Source organism: Acetobacter sicerae (genome assembly GCF_011516765.1).
Classification (GTDB): Bacteria; Pseudomonadota; Alphaproteobacteria; order Acetobacterales; family Acetobacteraceae; genus Acetobacter; species Acetobacter sicerae.
Genome location: NZ_JAAABN010000003.1, coordinates 253,400 through 270,390, shown reverse-complemented (window position 1 = coordinate 270,390; position 16,991 = coordinate 253,400). Strand labels below are relative to the sequence as shown.

Sequence of the window (16,991 nt, the reverse complement as noted above, 5' to 3'; positions counted from 1 at the left end):
CAGATTGACCGATTTCAACTGAATATAATCCAGCAGTGTGCTGAAGCATGCCGAACTGGATTGAAATTATCCCTCCGCACTATCGCCGCGATACCCTGCAACAGGCCAGACAGCAGCCGGACGCAGAATGGGCATTGAAGCTCCTCCTGATGTCGCGGAAGAAACAATCATTGCATCCGCGGCGCGCAAACCTGCGCCACCGCGTCGAGGCTACACCGGCAAACGATTGAACTGTTCACCTGTGTAACTTGAGCAACGCCCCCTTCGAGTCCGGTGCCTCAATGTGACGTCGAAGTTTTACGTCCTGCCACAATCCCCCGGTCACTACCGATCCACATGCCCCAGATCGCGTTCCGGAGCGATCAAATCCCGCACTTTTTTCTTCAGTTCTTTCGGGCCGGGAAAGCCGCCGTCGCGCACGCGCTCCCACACCAGAACACCGTTCACGGTGATCTCGAACTTCCCGCCCGTATCAGGGCACAGGGCCACTTCCGACAGGTCCGTGCCGAACGTGGAAAGCAGCTCCTGCGCCATCCATGCAGAACGCAGGAGCCAGTTGCACTGTGTGCAGTAGCGGATCGAGACTCGATGAGCCATTTCGGTCATGCAGACTATTCTCCCTGAGCAGGCAGGGCAGGTATTTTGCCCTCCCACCGCAATACATCGTAGAAAGTCCTGACCGGAGATACCACTCCCCTGATGTTTTCGAGGGGCCAGAAGGACCATCTGCATGAAAGTCGCTCTCGGACAGTTCGCCGTCGCTCCGGAATGGAGCGCCAATCTCGCACAGTGCGTGTCGCTGATCGACAAGGCTGCGGCGGAAGGAGCAAAGCTTCTCATCCTCCCCGAGAGCATCATCGCGGCGGACATGAACGATTCCCGCATCACCGTGCGCACGGCGCAGCCGCTTGACGGCCCCTTCGTCAGCGGCCTGATCGACGCGCTGGCGGACAGGGATCTCACGGTCATCTGCTGCATCGCAACGCCGGACGTATCCGGGCTGACCCATAACTGCCAGATCGTGCTCAACGCGTCCGGTCTGGTCGCCAGTTATCGTAAACTGCATCTCTACGACGCCTTCAGCATGAAGGAATCGAACGACTACATTCCCGGCACGGAACTGCCCCCTGTCGTTCAGGTGGGCGACATCAAGGTCGGACTGATGACCTGTTACGACGTCCGCTTTCCGGAGGTGGCCCGCTCGCTCGCAGTGCGCGGCGCGGATCTGCTGACGGTGCCAGCCGCCTGGGTGCGCGGTCCCGGCAAGGAATGGCACTGGGAGGTGATGGTGACAGCGCGGGCGCTGGAAAACACCTGTTACGTGGCCGCCGTCGGTGAATGCGGACCGCGCAATATTGGGTGTAGCATGATGGTCGATCCGCTGGGTGTGGCGGTCGCCCGTGCAGGTATCGCGCCGGATCTGATTTTCGCTGATGTGGACCTTGAGCGCATTCGCACCACCCGCGAGGTGCTGCCAGTGCTTGCCAACCGTCGCTTCAAGAATCCTGAGCTTGGACAGAGTGGCGCGTAGATGTTTCTACCTTGTCCAGAATTCAATTGAGAGGAGTTCATCTTTTTCTGAAGAAAAAGAAGCAAAAAGACTTTGATTTTTAGGGAATCAATTTTCTCGGCAGAATCATTTTCTAACGTGAAAAAGTTTTTTGGTTCTTTTTTCCAAAAAAGAACAGGAAACATCACCCATTTCGATTCTGTCCTTTAGAAACAGACAACTTCCGAAACCGGAGCCATCATGGACACGCTGAACGAGACGAAAGACCTGATCCAGAGCCGGGATGACGGCTTCGTCCATGTCCGGGGCGCACGCGAACACAATCTGAAAAACGTCAGTGTGGATCTGCCTCGTGACAGTCTTGTGGTGTTCACCGGCGTTTCCGGTTCCGGCAAGTCCTCCCTCGCGTTCGGCACGCTCTATGCCGAGGCGCAGCGTCGTTATCTCGAGTCGGTCTCACCCTATGCGCGCCGCCTGTTCCAGCAGATGCCTGTGCCGGACGTGGACAGTGTGGACGGTCTGCCGCCTGCCATCGCGCTTCAGCAACAGCGTGGCGGTAGTTCGGGACGATCGTCTGTTGGCAGCATCACGACGCTCTCCAACCTTCTACGGATGCTTTACTCCCGCGCAGGCACCTATCCGGATGGCATGGAGCGTCTGGAAGCGGAATCTTTCTCGCCCAATACACCGATGGGTGCCTGCAAACGCTGTCACGGGCTTGGCCGCATCCACGATGTGACGGAAGCGAGCATGGTGCCGGATGCTTCCCTCAGCATCCGCGACCGGGCCGTCGCGTCATGGCCGACGGCATGGCAGGGGCAGAACCTGCGAGACATCCTCATCACCAAGGGCGTCGATGTGGATTGTCCGTGGCGGGATCTGCCGAAAAAGACACGCGACTGGATTCTCTTCACCGACGAAACGCCGACCTATCCGGTCTATCCCGGCTTCACGCACGAACAGGTACAACGCGCCATCGCTCGTGGACTGGAGCCCGGCTATCAGGGCACGTTCACCGGCGCACGCCGCTACATTCTTCAGACATTCGCCAACTCGCAGAGCGCCATGATGCGCAAGCGGGTCGAGGCGTTCATGACTTCCACCGACTGTCCGGAATGTCACGGTCAGCGCCTGAACGCCGATGCGCTGCGTGTGACATTCGGTGGCTACAACATCGCGGCCATGACGGCCCTGCCGCTGGAAACCATCGCCGGGACATTGCGGGCATCGGTTGACGCGAACCCGGCCGAAGATGCGACCGCCATCGCCGCCGGTCGGATTGTCGAGGATATGATCGCGCGCATTGGGGTACTGGAAGATCTTGGGCTGGGCTATCTCCAGATGGATCGTGGCGTGCAGACGCTCTCGCCCGGCGAGTATCAGCGCCTGCGTCTCGGCACACAGATCCACTCCAACCTGTTCGGCGTGGTCTATGTGCTGGACGAACCTTCCGCCGGGCTGCATCCCGCCGATACACAGGCGCTGCTTGCCGCGCTCGACCGTCTGCGCAATGCCGGAAATTCTCTTTTCCTTGTCGAGCATAATCTCGATATCGTCCGCAACGCCGAGTGGGTTGTGGATGTCGGTCCGCAGGCAGGCACGCGCGGAGGCGAGGTATTGTATTCCGGGCCGCTTGCGGGACTGAAGGATGTCGATGGTTCCCGAACACGGGATTACGTCTTTGCCGCCACCTCGAAAGTCCGTCACACGCCACGCAAGCCATCGGGATGGCTGAAACTGGATGATATCAACTGGAACAATCTGAACAGTCTTTCTGCTGCGTTTCCTCTCGGCGCGTTCACATCCGTCACCGGTGTGTCGGGTTCCGGAAAGTCTTCGCTTGTCAGTCAGGTTCTCACAACCGTCGTCGCCAGGGCGTTGGGTCAGGCGTTACCGGAAACGGATGAGGAAGAGAACGCACTTGTCTCGTCGGCGTATGCCGGTGAGCCAGAAGGGCGCATTGTGGAAGGGCTGGAAGTCATCAAACGTCTTGTGGTGATCGACCAGAAACCCATCGGCCGCACGCCCCGCTCAAATCTTGCGACCTACACAGGGCTTTTCGATACGATCCGCAAGCTTTACGCCGGAACAGAACTCGCGCGGAAACGCAAATACGATGCGGGTCATTTCTCGTTCAACCTTCCGAAAGGCCGTTGCCCAACCTGCGAAGGGGCCGGATCGACCATGGTGGAACTGCTGTTTCTGCCGAGCGTCTATGCGCCCTGTCCCGCCTGCCACGGTGCGCGCTACAAGCCGGAGATTCTGGAAGTAACCTATCGCGGCAAATCCATTGCCGAGGTGCTCGACATGAATGTCGATGCTGCTTGCACATTCTTTGCCGACGATGCCGGTCCGGCGCAGGCGCTGACCACGCTTCAGCGCGGCGGTCTCGGCCACCTCAAGCTCGGGCAGCCAGCAACAGAACTCTCAGGGGGCGAAGCGCAGCGGATCAAGCTGGCGACGGAACTGCAAAAGCAGCGTCGTGGTCATACGCTTTACGTTCTCGATGAACCGACGGTCGGCCTGCATCCATCGGACGCGGATCGCCTGATGGATCATCTCCACGAACTGGTGGATGGCGGCAACACCGTGATCGTCGCGGAACACGACATGCGTCTGGTGGCGCGGGGTGACTGGGTGATCGATCTTGGACCGGGTGCAGGCAACAAAGGCGGTCACATCGTGGCGGAAGGAGCGCCGCACACGGTCGCGCATGTCTCCGGCAGTGTCACCGCACCGTTTCTGGCGCGGTATACAGGATAGAAATCGGCTTCATGGAAGCACAGACTGACTTGTCAAAAAGCCCCATGACAAGCCAAAGTCTTTTTGCTTCTTTTTCTTCCAGAAAAAGATGAATTCAGAACTTTGCAATACAGAGCGGCACCATGCCTTCCGGCATGCTCCACCCATGGAGTTCAACTCTCCTGAGCCGAGCTCTATGGATAAAGAGACTTCCTTCCCTTACCGCGAAGAACGACGATCCAGTTGCGCCAGATCACGCACCGCGCCGCGCGCCGCGCTGGTCGTCAGGGCGGCGTAAGCCTTCAGCGCCGTGGAGACCACGCGATTGCGCACCGGTTTCCATGCCTCGACACCCCGATCGTCCATCTTCTGGCGACGGGTTGAAAGCTCGGGGTCGGTCACACTCGTTTTCAGCACACGGTTCGGGATATCGATCTCGATGATGTCGCCATCTTCGATCAGACCGATCGCGCCACCTTCCGCCGCTTCCGGCGAGATGTGGCCGATGGACAGACCCGAGCTACCTCCGGAGAAGCGCCCGTCGGTGATAAGCGCACAGGACTCAGCCAGCCCCTTCGATTTCAGGTAGGAGGTCGGGTAGAGCATTTCCTGCATGCCCGGACCGCCCTTCGGCCCTTCGTAGCGGATCACCACCACGTCACCGGCCTTGATGCGGTCGCCAAGAATGGCGGACACGGCGGCATCCTGACTCTCGAACACACGGGCCGGACCGGAGAAAGTCAGCAGACCTTCGGCCACACCGGCGGTCTTCACGATGGCCCCATCTTCAGCGATGTTGCCGTACAGCACGGCGAGACCGCCTTCCTTGCTGAACGCATGGTCGCCGGAGCGGATCGCACCCTTTTCGCGGTCGAGATCCAGTTCCTTGTAACGGCTGGCCTGCGAGAAGGCCTGCGTGGTGCGGACACCACCCGGAGCCGCCTTGTAGAAGGTGCGGGCTTCGTCGGTCGCCGTCTCGCTGCCGATATCCCACTGCGCCAGCGCCTCGGCGACGCTCCTGGAATGGACCATCGGAATGTCACGGTGCAGCAGCTTCATGCGGTCGAGTTCGCCCATGATGGCCTGCACGCCACCGGCGCGATGGACGTTTTCCATGTGCACGTCGGCCTTGGAGGGCGCAACCTTGCAGAGGTTCGACACGCGACGCGAAAGCCGGTCGATGTCGGCCATGGTGAACGGCACTTCGCCTTCGTGGGCCGCGGCAAGGAGATGCAGCACGGTGTTGGTCGAACCGCCCATGGCGATATCGACGGTCATGGCGTTCTCGAACGCTTCGAACGTGGCGATGGAGCGCGGCAGAACGCTGCTGTCACCCTGCTCGTAATAGCGCTTGGCCAGTTCGACAGCGAGCTTACCCGCTTTCAGAAACAGTTCGCGGCGGTCGGCGTGTGTGGCGACGAGGCTGCCATTGCCCGGCAGGGACAGGCCCAGCGCCTCGGTCAGGCAGTTCATCGAATTGGCGGTGAACATGCCGGAGCAGGAGCCGCAGGTCGGGCAGGCCGAGCGCTCGATGATGTCGGATTCTTCCTGTGTGACGCCGGGAGCGGCGGCGGCGACCATGGAGGAGACCAGATCGACGGCCTTGTCGATTTCGCCCTCCTTCACATGACCAGCTTCCATCGGACCGCCGGAGACGAACACCACGGGGATGTTCAGGCGCATGGCGGCCATCAGCATACCCGGCGTGATCTTGTCGCAGTTGCTGATGCAGACCAGCGCGTCGGCGCAGTGGGCGTTGACCATGTATTCCACAGCGTCGGCGATCAGTTCTCGGGAGGGCAGGCTGTAGAGCATGCCGCCGTGACCCATGGCGATGCCGTCATCGACCGCGATGGTGTTGAACTCGCGCCCGATGCCGCCTGCTTCCGCGATGGCTTCGCAGACAAGCTGGCCGAGGTCTTTCAGGTGGACGTGACCGGGGACGAACTGGGTAAAGGAATTGGCGACGGCAATAATCGGCTTACCGAAATCCGCGTCCGTCATGCCCGTGGCGCGCCAGAGACTGCGGGCGCCGGCCATGTTGCGGCCGTGGGTGGTGGTGCGGGAGCGGTAACCGGCCATAAGACTGTTCTTTCCGATCTGAAACAGGGCGGAACACGACGAGAATGGCGTTCCACCTTCAACATGGGGCCGTATAGCGGGAAAAACAGGGTGAGTCAGCCAATGGGAAGGAGATTCATGGGCTTTGCCACGCTTCCCGCACCGGCTTCACTCAGTAGCGGTTTCCGAAAACGAGCCTCTGACCAGCGGCCAAGGGGAAACCGCTCAGGCGGCGTGCCAGTTGCCGCCCTTCTTGTAGGCCATGTCCATGTCCTGAATGATGCTGTTGAATTCCGGCGCACGCAGGACCATCACACTGGGATCAAACGGTTTTCCGCTCCTGATGGCTGTATGCAGACGACGGTTGAGCGCACGGTTGAACACGCCCGGTCCGGTCTTGTAGGCGATATACAGATCCCGGAAGAGGTAACTGTTGCGATAAAGTGACAGCAGACAGTCCGCAAGGATCGGGCTGTTCCGGCGGCTGCCGAAGAAGTCGTTATGGACGTAATAATTGTCTGTCACGAAGAAAACGTGAGACGGCTTCTGTGCGGCGTAATCTTCCAGCGTTTCCGGGGCGACAATGCGGACATCGGCGTCCAGCCACCAGCCACCCAGTTCCTGAATGACATGCACCCGGAGAAAATCAGCCGCCTCGGCGGGATGACGCGCCTGCAGGAAGAGGGACTGCGCTTCCCGTCCATAATGATCATAGAGCCATTCAGCCCCTGACTCGCGATTGAACATCTGGACGTCGAACGCTTCCAGTTCCTGATGATAGGCGAGGTTCTCCGTGATTTCAGCAGGCGGATTCTGATCCCAATACTGATAGATATTTGTCGGGATGATCTGTTCCGCACCCGGCCGCGCCGGGATTTTTGCTTTTGGCAAAACGGACAGCGCCGTCTCCAGATAGAGCACGTCCACCTCTTCGCCAGTATGAAAGGCTTCGAAGCAGTTACCCATCCGCTCAAGCGCCGCCCTGGGGTCATGCTGCCGCCAGGCGATCTCGATCCCAAGGATATAATCATAGATCGGCTGGGACAGTGCTTTCAGCTGCGCCAACTCATCCTCGGGAGGGCTCATTCCGGCCTTGAGCAGGCACAGTAACCGGGCCTGCAACAGGGAAGAGGCCAGCGGGAATTCGTTCGGATGTTTGGAGTGCAGATTGAAGGCGAGGCCATAGAAATAGGCCGCTTCCTTCACCTGCTTGTGCATGTGCAGAATATTCGCCAGCGCAAAAGCATGTTCGACAGTCGCGGCGCCATGCTTATGGAAGTAATTCATCGCCTGATGGTTGTCGGCGAGATCTTCAAGAGTGAAATCCGAAGTTTTCTCTATGGGCAGGGTCAGGAATGTTTCGTTTTTTTCCGCATCAGTCGACATAATCAGGTCTTTTCCACCCCAGGCCCAAAACAGGCTCTATTCCCAAGCAGGATATTAGATACTCCGGGATATTCAACATTCTGGTAACGGCGTCCAGACCATTACACCAGCCGGCGCGCATCCTGCGGCAGGGACCAGCCCGAAACGGCGATCTCCCGCCTGAGCGTTTCAACAAGCTGAGCTGCTGGCATCGGACGCACGCTGGCCACCCCTGTCCCGGCCCAGAACGCGCCATATCCTGAGTCACCACAGGCTCTGGCCGCTGCATCCAGCTGCTTTGCCGCATCGTAGGTATAGGGATAGGGCGGCGCTTCTGGACAGTCCGGGCGATCGGCCAGCGCCTGGAATTTCTGACGCAGACCACGGGCCGGACGTCCCGAAATCGCCGTGATCATTGCGGTTCCTTCCCTGCCTCCATCCATCAGGGCGGCACGGTAAGCAGGAGACGCCGCACTTTCATCACAGGCGACAAACGCTGTGCCAAGCTGTCCGGCAATCGCGCCCGCATCCAACATGTCCGCCACATCACGACCGGTCATAAGGCCACCGGCCGCGACAAGAGGCAGCACAGTCACCTGCCTCAGTGCGGTGAGAAGCGTCTTCGTATCAGCCTGTTCATCGGGAGCCGAAGGATCGAAGAGGCCGCGATGCCCTCCGGCCTCATATCCCTGCGCGATCAGGACATCGATTCCGGCCTGCTCCGCCAGTTCGGCTTCCCCTACACTGGTCACACTGGCGAGCAGGATAACACCGGCTTCCTTGAGGGACCGGACAGCAGCCGCTCCGGGCAGACCGAAATGGAAGCTGACACAGGCAGGCCGTTCTTCAAGCAGCATGTCCAGCATAGCTGGCTCATCCAGAAAGGATGAATAGATCTGCCGCAATGTTTCAGGGGGACGAGCGCCAAAACGCTCGAATTCAGGCTCCAGCCAGTGAAGCCAGTCCGCCGCTTCCCTGGCAGGCAACGGGACAGAGGCGTGACAGAAGACATTCACGCCGAACGGGCGAGACGTCATCTGCCGCGTCTGTCGGATGGCGTCGCGGGCGGCAGACACCGTCATCGCACCGATTCCAAGGCTGCCAAGCGCTCCGGCGTCCGAAACCGCGGCTGCGAGACGAGGCGTAGAAACACCGGCCATCGGAGCCTGCAGAACCGGAACCTCCAGACCCAGACGTTGTATCAGCATGAGAAACCTACGCCTGAGAGCGCTGCCGGTTGCATCGGTCTGGAGTACTACGCCGGCATTTCCGCGCCAGCCAGTTCGAGCTCAGGCTGTACCGGGGCCGAACTCCTGATCGTGATCCACAAGCGGAATGGGATAATCGCCTGTGAAGCAGGCGTCACAGTAGCGGCGACGCTCGGCGTCACGGCCTTCATGACCCAGAGCCCGGTAAAGACCGTCAAGGGAGATGAAGGCGAGGCTGTCAACGCCGATCAGTTCCGCCATCGTCGCAATATCATGCTGCGCCGCCAGCAGCTTGCTGCGCTCCGGCGTGTCAATGCCATAGAAGCAGGAGTGTTTGGTCGGCGGGGATGAAATCCGCATATGGACTTCAGTCGCACCGGCAGCCCTCACCATATCGACAATCTTGCGGGACGTAGTGCCACGCACGATGGAGTCGTCGACGAGAATGACGCGCTTTCCATCCAGCATCGGCTTGTTGGTCGAATGTTTCATCCGGACGCCGAGGTTACGGATCTGGTCCGTCGGCTCAATGAAGGTGCGTCCGACATAATGATTGCGGATGATGCCGAGTTCGAAGGGAATGCCGCTTTCCTGCGCAAAACCCATCGCGGACGGCACGCCCGAATCCGGCACCGGCACGACCACATCGGCCTCGACCCCGCTCTCACGGGCCAGTTCAACGCCAATCTGCTTGCGGACATTGTAGACCGGCATGCCGTCCAGAACCGAATCCGGACGGGCAAAGTAGATGTATTCGAACACGCAGAAGCCGGAGCGCTGGGCTGCGAACGGCTTCACCGAGCGCACGCCGGTCTTGTCGATGATGACCATCTCGCCCGGCTCGACATCGCGCACGAACTCGGCGCCGACGATATCGAGACCACAGCTTTCCGAGGCGAACACCCAGCCGGACGCATCGTTGGCCGCACCCGGCAGCTTGCCGAGCACCAGCGGACGCACGCCGAGCGGATCACGCACGCCCATGAGCGCGTCCTGCGACAGCACGACAAGCGAGTAAGCGCCCTGCACCTGTTTCAGGGCGTCGATCAGACGATCCTCGACCGTGGCATACAGCGAGATGGCGATGAGATGGATGAAGACTTCCGTGTCCGTGGTGGACTGGAACAGGCATCCGCGACGGATCAGCGCCCGACGGAGCGCGTGAGCGTTGGTCAGGTTGCCGTTATGCGCGACGGCGAGGCCGCCGAACTCGAACTCGGCGAAAAGCGGCTGCACATTGCGCAGCAGGGTGTCACCGGTCGTGGAATAGCGGTTGTGTCCTACGGAGCAGGCGCCCGGAAGACCGGCCATGATCCGGGTGTCATGGAAGACGTCGCCCACCAGACCGAGGCCACGATGGGAGGAAAATTTCTTTCCATCATAGCTGACAATGCCGGAGGCTTCCTGCCCGCGATGCTGAAGCGCATGCAGACCGAGAGCGGTTATGGCAGCCGCATCCGCGACATTCCATGTCCCGAAAACGGCGCATTCTTCGTGGAACTTGTCATCCCCCTCCTGCCGGTCGTCGGCCCATGGATGGGTTGTCACCATCGTCTGCCGGAGAGAAAGCTGTTCGGACATCAGTTTTCATCCTTCCCCGATCACACTCCACGCAGGCCCGGTTACGCGGCCCTGTGACGCGGCATGTCAGGGGTTCTCTGGGTAAGCCTCGCCAGGAATATCATCCGGCCCGCCGAGGTCATGGCCTGAGCCGGCCTCCTGCGCAAGGTCTGAAGGCACAAATCTCGACATCAAGGGCGCCATATACGACAGCGCGGTCGTTATCGCATTCTCTGTTGTTCCATCGCCACGCTGCCCGACCACGACCATATTCGTCGCCGTAGCCCAGTGAGTGGCCATATAAAGGGTCACGATGACCGTCCCGCCCCGCAGGATACCAAACATGCCGCCCAGCAGCCTGTCCAGTCCGGCCAGCGGAGAGATCCTGATAAGGTGAGCGAACAGGCTGGATGCAAGGGCGCCCACGGCGAGTCCGCCAAAAAATATCACACCGAACCCAACGCCATCCGCCAGTTCCGCCGGTTCCATGGTCGAAAGCGCCCATGTCGCGAAGGCATGCCGGTATTTCATCGCCGCCACACCGGCCACGCCCCAAGCGATGATCCCCATCACTTCGCGCGTGAAACCTTTCCGGAGTCCGCTGAAAACAGACAGGGCCAGAATAAACTCCACCAGCAGCGCTGGTGCCGATGTCGGCGCATTGACCACCGTCTGCATGGCCTCCCGCACCGCCAGCACGACGGTATCCCAGGCAGGAATATGCTCCGACACGAATGAAAAAGGGGTTGCCATCAGGATGCGCCCTGATCAGGCAGGGTCGCGCCACATGTCAGTCCGTTCCGGAACAATGGGGTGCTCATCCTCACAACACGACCGCCTCTTTGCATCCTCACCCAAGGTCTCGGAGATGCCTAGCCGGAGAGTTCTGAATGCTCTCTTAAAATCGATACAAATCATTACTCTGCGTTACAGTCATCACCCGCGCCAGCGACATGGTGCACAACATTATGGCAGCTTGCTGGTCGCAACCCGCCATGGTCCCTTGCGACGCCCCTTGTGTGGCCCCGAAGCGCGGCTCAGACGCAGGCACAGCTCCCCCATTTCGATACGACAGTGCAATTCCGTCCACACGGCATCGGGATCAAGGCCCTGATCGCCCCATATCGCAACAAGCCCCCGGATGAATCCGGCGCTGCTCCGGATGACCTCTTCCCTGTCGCCCTCAATAACCGCCGCAGTGCATTCGGCCATGACGAGACCCAGTATGCCGGCAAGGTGTCGTGTCTCCTTATCGTCCGACACCACACCCTCCCGCTTCACCTCTGCATGCAGCAAAGGAGCAAGAGTTTCGACGGCACCAGAAGAAGGAGTTGTCATAGCGCCATCATGAAAAAAAATTGCGGCACCCGTCAATCAGGCCACAGGCACAATACGGGCCACAATACAGGCGCGACACCGTGACCAAAGCTGAAAGGAAGACATTCTGCGCAGGAAACGCTCAGAACATGGCGGGGCCAGCCTCTCTTCCTCTGGCGGCGACAACAAGCGCGAGGGCGGTTTCAGTGCGGCGCTTCGTGCGGGCCAGCCAGCCACGTCCCCAACGCCGGAAACCGGCCCGTACCCTGTATTCCCGCTCCTGCATGCCCGACAGGACCAGCACGAGAAGCAGTCCCATCGTCTGCTGGCTTTCAAGGGCTCGCCTGACTTCCGGCCCAATACCACTGCTGGGCGGCAGTCCAAGACGTGCATGCAGGGCGGCCAGGTTATCCGGATCAATCTGTGGCAGAAGATCAGAGGCGTTCATATGATTCAGCGCGGAAAGAGTCTGTGGACCAATGCAACCGTCCATCGTGACTCCCACCATCCGCTGCAACAGTCGCGCAGATGCGGAAACCCCACAGTTCCACCCGAAGTCGAACACCATGAGATCGAGGCCAGCGGGCAGAGCGGAACAAACCAGCGGATTCCAGAATCTGGAACGGGCGATGGCATCAAAGGTATCCAGATCCAGATTGCGCATATCGTCCTGAGAAACGGGCTGCGGCTTCTTCCATGATGCCAGCATTGCTGCGGAGACGCCGTAATGACTGCCGATCAGGACGCCTTTGCGACCATTTTCAGCAGGAAGCCAGTTTCCCAAATCCTTTGGATCTTCACTGTACCCACCTTCAGCCGTACGAACGAAATCCAGGCAGGCATCAAAATTCTGGCCAGTCAAAGTGACTCTCTCCGGTTTTCCTTAATAAAATACCGGCTCAGACCTGACGACAGACCCTATGCACGGCCTGTAGAAAGTATCCGTCTCCACACAAGAATGACGCATCGGATAAACTTCTTTTATTGGTTATATTTGAGATAAAACATTGACGCGGGCGTCTGGACAGAAACAGACGTATATTTTCTAAAAAATATTATTATCATAAGAGTCTTTTTGAAAAATATTCGTGAAACTGAATATACAGATCAAAAGCTCTCTGCTTCAGCAGGAGAGCCGCGGCTCTGTGCATCTGGATCAGAGTCTGTCGATGTTCCTGAAAGCAACGACCTGAATGTCACGCCTCACACTTACGGGGCGCAACCAGACATATTACGCACTTTTTCAAAATAGCAATGAACATAACGGAGAGATTTAGGAAGGTTTGAAAAAATTCTGCCAACCAGATAGCATTCCTTGCTACCAACATCAAAAATAAATAATGACTTTATTCAGAAACCACTGATCTTTATCACGCCAACTTCAAAATACATCCCACAAATAAAATAAATAGTTTCTTTTTCCCAATAAAGAGGCACAATAATTTCCTTGCGATTCCATCAGAAAACTCCGCATCTCCCACAAAATCTCCTCACAACGGATACTGACGCACAAGACCGCTTAGCTTTTCCCGCAAAGCAATATCCAGAGGGAACTGATACTTGCGATAATCCTGTTCACCCTTTGCATGTTTCAGAACAAGATCATCATGCATCCGTCCCATCCGACCGTTCAGATCACTGAGATAACGCGCCACCGCGTCAGAGCGATCATCAGGAAAAATTGTTCTGTAATCGTCGAAAAATGAGACCTGCCGACTTATGATCTTGCGGAGCGCATGAAACGGATGGGCCGTCATCCTGTCTGCACGCAGACTGTCAGAAAGCGCGTTAATCTGCTCCCGCAGATACCGTTCAAACGCCGGTCCCGTTTCCAGCTTCATCCGGGACAACTCCCGTTCCATCGTGAGCCAGTAAGGCGAGATAATCATGATGCGCAGAGCCAACGCATAGAGACGGGTCTTCAGGGAATGACCATTACGGAAAGCATCCTGCACATGTCCCATCAACGTGGTCATGCTCTTGAACAGGATAGGGCTTTGATGTCGCGTTGTGTAAAGCACACACGCAAAACGCATATGTTTGAATTTTGCACGGATATGCTTGAAGCTTACACGCTCTCTGGAATCAAGATCAGCAGAAAGGACAAGGCGGTCGACAAGCGCAGCCAACGCCCGGCGATCCACCTGACGCGCCCAGAGTTCATGACTGAGATCAAAACAGTCCCTGACAACGTCATCCGTAAAGGAGGCGGGAATGGTCTCCGGCAGAGTGACGTGATCTTCCGCCACATCATTGACCAGAATGGCCTCAAACAGCCTGTTCAACTGCTGGTCTGAAAACCGCGCCATCGCTTCTGCAACCATACCCTCACTCACAAACCAAAAGAACCTTCAGGAAACACACTGATCCCACAAGGCTACATCACATCACACCATTGCCGCATGAGGTTATGATACACATTGACCAGACCAAGAATGGCCGGATCATCATCCGCCAGTCGGGCGCGTAGATCCATGATCTGCTGGTCAAGCATAAACAGAACCCGTCTCTGGCTTTCATCCCGCACCATGGACTGTGTCCAGAAAAACGAGGCCAGCCGACTGCCTTTTGTCACCGGCTCGACGGAGTGCAGAACCGTCGTATCGTAAACGATCATGTCACCCGCGGGGAGTTTGACTTCCCGAGTGCCGGATTCATCATAGATGACCAGTTCACCCCCCTCGTAATCCTCCGGATCATTGAGAAACAGGGTCGAAGACACATCCGTGCGGATGCGCATTCCACCCGAACCGGGAATGGGTCTCACGGCATTATCGACATGCGCCCGGAACTCCATGCCCGGATCATAGCGGTTGAACAGAGGCGGCACGACACGCAGGGGGATGACCGCGCTGTTGAACAGCGGATTGCGCCCCAGCGCCCGCAACACCAGATCAGCCAGTGTGCGATGTTCGGGGTGATTGAGCGGCAGTTGCAGGTTGTTTTTCGCCTTGGCCGACTGCTGCCCCGCAGTCACTTTTCCGTCTTTCCAGTCAGCCGTATCCATGACGGTCCGACATTGCGCCAGTTCCTCAGCAGTCAGGACCTGGGGAATATGCAGAAGCATCAATCATATCCGTTTGGTGAGACACCGGGTGAAATGGACGGCTCTGTTCTGTCCGGAACAATGTCAGATCAGGAACCCGGCAACCGCACCCAGGGCATCCAGCCGACATTCGGTCCGGAAAGACACATCCGAACAGCCAGAGATCAGCTCAGTCGCCTTCGCCCGGAGCCAGCCGCTGCACACGCACGGCCTGCCCTCCGGGATTATAGTAGATCACGCTGTCACCACGCCTCTGGGCGTAACCGTCCGGCTGGCCGTCCTTGGTCCAGAACATCAGCCGATCAATATCGGGCTGCTCCACAACCTTGTCGCCGGGTGGACGGTGAATATAGCTGTAATCCTTCTTCACGCGTGTCGCGTTAAAGCGCGAAGCCAGAGCATGCATGTCAGGCGCGGAAGGCTTCTCATCATCAGGAGCGCCCTGCGCCAGAGCAACAGCAGGCAACCCGGACAGCATCCCACCAACAAGCGCCGCCGCGCTCCACATACGCCACAGGGTCCCGCGCATTCGCCGTTCCTTCTGAACAACCCGTTCCATCATGTCGCTTGTCCCAATTTTCCACTGCCTGCGCAAGGCACGCTGGTCGAAGGGCTCCATGCGTCGCCATGACGAAAGATTTCAGGGCGTCCGCCGCAGGGCCGTCACCCGCCCCGCAAGAAGAAAAGCCAGCGTGCTCAGCACCGCGATCCAGAAAGAGACCGGCGCGTCCGTCCACCATGACAGCGCCAGCCCGCCCCATGCTTCGGCAACGGCCAGCAAGGTCGCGCTGGCGAGACCAAACAGTGGAGACAGCCCGAGCCGGTGCGCCGTGGCACCCGGTCCCACCATCAGGGTAAAAACGAGCAGAACGCCGGTTATCTGCGCCGCTTCGGCGGTCGCCGCGCCCACCAGCATCAGGAAGAGCGTGGACACCATCCGCACCCGCACCCCCCGCGCTTCGGCCAGTTCCGGCTGAAGACTAGCGAACAGGAGCGGGCGTGACAGGATGGCCAGCCCGACAAGACCCGCCAGCGTAAAGGCCGCCAGAGACTCCAGCGTCTGCGGACTCACTCCAAGCACATTGCCGAACAGCAGGGCGTTCGCCACGGCTGCGGAACGTGTCATCAGATGCAGGAACAGCACGCCGCAACCCATGGCGAGCGACAGCACGAGACCGATGGCGACGTCCCGCTCGGCGGCTTTCTGATCCGGCATCCCCATGGCGCCGCCCGCCAGAATGGAAGCACCAAAAAGCCCGAACAGCGGGGGCCAGCCCGCCAGCGCCGCACCCGCCGCGCCTGCAAAAGCGATATGCGCCAGCGCATGTCCGGCGAAACTCTGGCGACGCAGGACGAGAAACCACCCCACCGGCCCCGCCAGCAGCGCCACGAGAACAGAAGCGGCGAACGCCATCCGCATGAAGTCATATTCAAGCATCGGAACGGTCGCCTGCGGATCGGGGAGAGGTCATCACAGTGCGTCCGCACTGACCAGCAGGCGACCAGACGGCGTGCGGCAGACTTCAACCGGCGCGCCATAGAGCGCGGAAAGCGCCTCCGTGGTCATCACTTCATCCACACTTCCCAGCCGCGCATGACCACGGGCGACATACATCACCGAGTCCATGACCCCCATGAGAGCGTTGATGTCGTGCGCGGAACAGAGCACCGTCATGCCACGCTGTTTCACAAGCGCACCAAGACGTTCCGCAATGTCACGCATACGGACCGGATCGAGGCTGGCCAGCGGTTCATCAAGCAACAGCAGGCGCGGAGAGCCAATCAGCGCCTGCGCAATCAGGAGGCGCTGTCTCTCGCCACCGGAAAGTTCACCCAGCCGTCGCGCCGCGAGATCGCTGGCGTCCACGCTATCCAGCGCTTCCTGAATGGCCAGCCTGTCTGCACGCGAGAGCCACGGCAGACCCCACCGATTACCGGACATACCGGAGGCCAGCAGATCCCATCCGGTGAGGGACGCGCCATTGGCGCTCCGGTTCTGCGGCATGTAGCCGATATCGCTCATGTCTGCGCCGGGCGACTGTCCCAGCACACGGATCTGTCCCTGCTGAAGCGGCAGCAGTCCCATCAACGCCCGCAGAAAGGTGGTCTTGCCTGCGCCATTCGGTCCGAACAGACCGACAAACTGTCCGGTGGCAATAGACAGGGAGAGGTCCGACAGCAC

At 59.0% G+C, this 16,991-nt stretch carries 16 protein-coding genes; 3 read left to right on the top strand and 13 right to left on the bottom strand.

The features are described 5' to 3' along the window. Window positions 1-47 precede the first annotated feature (47 nt). Window positions 48-230: a hypothetical protein gene (locus tag GVI59_RS05395; RefSeq protein WP_173573268.1), complete on the top strand. Its 183-nt coding sequence runs from the start codon at window positions 48-50 to the stop codon at window positions 228-230. A gap of 94 nt (window positions 231-324) precedes the next feature. On the opposite strand, the gene GVI59_RS05390 is transcribed toward GVI59_RS05395, so the two are convergent. After that, window positions 325-606, bottom strand: a complete 282-nt coding sequence (locus GVI59_RS05390) for a SelT/SelW/SelH family protein (protein ID WP_173573267.1) — start codon at window positions 604-606, stop codon at window positions 325-327. A 124-nt stretch (window positions 607-730) separates the two neighbouring features. Between GVI59_RS05390 and GVI59_RS05385 the strand changes: the two genes are divergently transcribed. Next, window positions 731-1,531: a deaminated glutathione amidase gene (locus GVI59_RS05385; RefSeq protein ID WP_173573266.1), complete on the top strand. Its 801-nt coding sequence runs from the start codon at window positions 731-733 to the stop codon at window positions 1,529-1,531. A 219-nt stretch (window positions 1,532-1,750) separates the two neighbouring features. Then, entirely contained in the window at window positions 1,751-4,273 is a 2,523-nt protein-coding gene (locus GVI59_RS05380; protein ID WP_173573265.1) for an excinuclease ABC subunit UvrA, read from the top strand. 198 nt (window positions 4,274-4,471) lie between these two features. Here GVI59_RS05380 and ilvD read toward each other — a convergent pair whose 3' ends face one another. The 12 genes from ilvD to GVI59_RS05320 form a co-directional block, all read right to left on the bottom strand. Beyond that, window positions 4,472-6,334: a dihydroxy-acid dehydratase gene (gene ilvD / locus GVI59_RS05375; RefSeq protein WP_173573264.1), complete on the bottom strand. Its 1,863-nt coding sequence runs from the start codon at window positions 6,332-6,334 to the stop codon at window positions 4,472-4,474. A gap of 204 nt (window positions 6,335-6,538) precedes the next feature. After that, on the bottom strand, window positions 6,539-7,699 hold the full coding sequence (locus GVI59_RS05370; protein ID WP_173573263.1) for a glycosyltransferase family 32 protein: 1,161 nt from the start codon (window positions 7,697-7,699) through the stop codon (window positions 6,539-6,541). 101 nt (window positions 7,700-7,800) lie between these two features. Beyond that, complete coding sequence (locus tag GVI59_RS05365) at window positions 7,801-8,886, bottom strand: NAD(P)H-dependent flavin oxidoreductase (protein WP_173573262.1); 1,086 nt, start codon at window positions 8,884-8,886, stop codon at window positions 7,801-7,803. An 81-nt stretch (window positions 8,887-8,967) separates the two neighbouring features. Beyond that, window positions 8,968-10,437 (bottom strand): amidophosphoribosyltransferase, encoded by a 1,470-nt coding sequence (purF, locus tag GVI59_RS05360; RefSeq protein WP_173573326.1) that lies wholly within the window; start codon window positions 10,435-10,437, stop codon window positions 8,968-8,970. A gap of 96 nt (window positions 10,438-10,533) precedes the next feature. Next, entirely contained in the window at window positions 10,534-11,199 is a 666-nt protein-coding gene (locus tag GVI59_RS05355; protein ID WP_173573261.1) for a CvpA family protein, read from the bottom strand. Window positions 11,200-11,412: 213 nt separating this feature from the next. Further along, window positions 11,413-11,784 (bottom strand): nucleoside triphosphate pyrophosphohydrolase family protein, encoded by a 372-nt coding sequence (locus GVI59_RS05350; RefSeq protein ID WP_173573260.1) that lies wholly within the window; start codon window positions 11,782-11,784, stop codon window positions 11,413-11,415. A gap of 121 nt (window positions 11,785-11,905) precedes the next feature. Next, window positions 11,906-12,625, bottom strand: a complete 720-nt coding sequence (locus tag GVI59_RS05345; protein WP_173573259.1) for a glycoside hydrolase family 108 protein — start codon at window positions 12,623-12,625, stop codon at window positions 11,906-11,908. A 628-nt stretch (window positions 12,626-13,253) separates the two neighbouring features. After that, entirely contained in the window at window positions 13,254-14,099 is an 846-nt protein-coding gene (locus GVI59_RS05340) for a hypothetical protein (RefSeq protein ID WP_338422069.1), read from the bottom strand. A 41-nt stretch (window positions 14,100-14,140) separates the two neighbouring features. Then, window positions 14,141-14,830, bottom strand: a complete 690-nt coding sequence (locus GVI59_RS05335; protein WP_173573258.1) for a Fe2+-dependent dioxygenase — start codon at window positions 14,828-14,830, stop codon at window positions 14,141-14,143. A 148-nt stretch (window positions 14,831-14,978) separates the two neighbouring features. Next, window positions 14,979-15,338: a hypothetical protein gene (locus tag GVI59_RS05330; RefSeq protein WP_173573257.1), complete on the bottom strand. Its 360-nt coding sequence runs from the start codon at window positions 15,336-15,338 to the stop codon at window positions 14,979-14,981. A gap of 111 nt (window positions 15,339-15,449) precedes the next feature. Next, on the bottom strand, window positions 15,450-16,247 hold the full coding sequence (locus GVI59_RS05325) for a metal ABC transporter permease (protein WP_173573256.1): 798 nt from the start codon (window positions 16,245-16,247) through the stop codon (window positions 15,450-15,452). Between the two features lie 33 nt (window positions 16,248-16,280). Further along, entirely contained in the window at window positions 16,281-16,991 is a 711-nt protein-coding gene (locus GVI59_RS05320) for a metal ABC transporter ATP-binding protein (protein ID WP_338422068.1), read from the bottom strand.

Bases quoted from the DNA above. Each gene is read 5' to 3' on its own strand.
- GVI59_RS05395 (WP_173573268.1), top strand. From the start codon at position 48: ATGCCGAACTGGATTGAAATTATCCCTCCGCACTATCGCCGCGATACC.
- GVI59_RS05390 (WP_173573267.1), bottom strand. From the start codon at position 606: ATGACCGAAATGGCTCATCGAGTCTCGATCCGCTACTGCACACAGTGC.
- GVI59_RS05385 (WP_173573266.1), top strand. From the start codon at position 731: ATGAAAGTCGCTCTCGGACAGTTCGCCGTCGCTCCGGAATGGAGCGCC.
- GVI59_RS05380 (WP_173573265.1), top strand. From the start codon at position 1,751: ATGGACACGCTGAACGAGACGAAAGACCTGATCCAGAGCCGGGATGAC.
- ilvD (WP_173573264.1), bottom strand. From the start codon at position 6,334: ATGGCCGGTTACCGCTCCCGCACCACCACCCACGGCCGCAACATGGCC.
- GVI59_RS05370 (WP_173573263.1), bottom strand. From the start codon at position 7,699: ATGTCGACTGATGCGGAAAAAAACGAAACATTCCTGACCCTGCCCATA.
- GVI59_RS05365 (WP_173573262.1), bottom strand. From the start codon at position 8,886: ATGCTGATACAACGTCTGGGTCTGGAGGTTCCGGTTCTGCAGGCTCCG.
- purF (WP_173573326.1), bottom strand. From the start codon at position 10,437: ATGGTGACAACCCATCCATGGGCCGACGACCGGCAGGAGGGGGATGAC.
- GVI59_RS05355 (WP_173573261.1), bottom strand. From the start codon at position 11,199: ATGGCAACCCCTTTTTCATTCGTGTCGGAGCATATTCCTGCCTGGGAT.
- GVI59_RS05350 (WP_173573260.1), bottom strand. From the start codon at position 11,784: ATGACAACTCCTTCTTCTGGTGCCGTCGAAACTCTTGCTCCTTTGCTG.
- GVI59_RS05335 (WP_173573258.1), bottom strand. From the start codon at position 14,830: ATGCTTCTGCATATTCCCCAGGTCCTGACTGCTGAGGAACTGGCGCAA.
- GVI59_RS05330 (WP_173573257.1), bottom strand. From the start codon at position 15,338: ATGCGCGGGACCCTGTGGCGTATGTGGAGCGCGGCGGCGCTTGTTGGT.
- GVI59_RS05325 (WP_173573256.1), bottom strand. From the start codon at position 16,247: ATGCTTGAATATGACTTCATGCGGATGGCGTTCGCCGCTTCTGTTCTC.